1 protein-coding gene and 1 pseudogene are annotated in these 720 nt (G+C 45.7%); both read left to right on the forward strand.

All coding sequences use genetic code 11. The features are described from left to right. A pseudogene (locus R7Q09_RS25525) lies at positions 1-456 on the forward strand (SgrR family transcriptional regulator); the annotation flags it as partial. Continuing rightward, positions 440-691, forward strand: a complete 252-nt coding sequence (locus R7Q09_RS25530; protein WP_318143861.1) for a hypothetical protein — start codon at positions 440-442, stop codon at positions 689-691. The pseudogene R7Q09_RS25525 and the gene R7Q09_RS25530, both read left to right, overlap by 17 nt. Positions 692-720: the final 29 nt, after the last annotated feature.

Raw genomic sequence — 720 nt, forward strand, 5'->3', positions numbered from 1 at the left:
ATGTTTCCTGTCATTGCCAAAGCAATTAAACATTTGCTCAAACCGCACAGTGTCGATGTCGAGTTTATTCGCTACGATACGCAGCCGCCAAATCCAGAAGAAGTCGACGTTTGGGTAAAAGCAATGGGTATTGCGACCAATCGCAACGATGCATTAGCGGGCTGGCTACTTGATTACAGCGACATCGAAAAATTCAGCGCGGGTTACGATTTTTCAGAATGGGCGACATTAGTCGATCAATGGCGTGCAGGCATTCATGCCGACTTTCCTGCTCGCGAATTAGGAAGGCAGTTAGTGAAAAGCTGTCAGGTTATTCCAATGTTCCATTGCTGGCTTGGTGTAAACAAAGACCACAGCGGAGCGCTTCAAAACGCAAAATGTAATGCGTTGGGGTGGTTCGATTTCAGCAATGTGTGGGTCAAGCCAGAGATAGAAGATAATGGCCAAGCCGAATAAAAAGCAACCGAATAAAACTGTCGAAATTTATTGTGCGAAATGCAAAGCGCAGCTATATAAATATCGCAAGGGCGGAAAGGGGGCCTTGGTGAAGTGCTTTAAAGAACGCATTGTAGAAGATTACACTCAAACCCCTTGTTTTTGCCCGAGCTGCGGGCAAGAGGTTGCACGAGATACGTTAGTCAGAGGTACGCCTGCGTTTAAGATGATTGGCGGAAAAGTGACAATGAAGTAGGAAAAATAATGAGCCAACAAAACGATTGC

The organism is Vibrio sp. 2130-1, from assembly GCF_033339515.1.

Excerpts from the sequence above, each read along its gene's own strand:
- R7Q09_RS25530 (WP_318143861.1), top strand. The coding sequence starts at position 440 with ATGGCCAAGCCGAATAAAAAGCAACCGAATAAAACTGTCGAAATTTAT.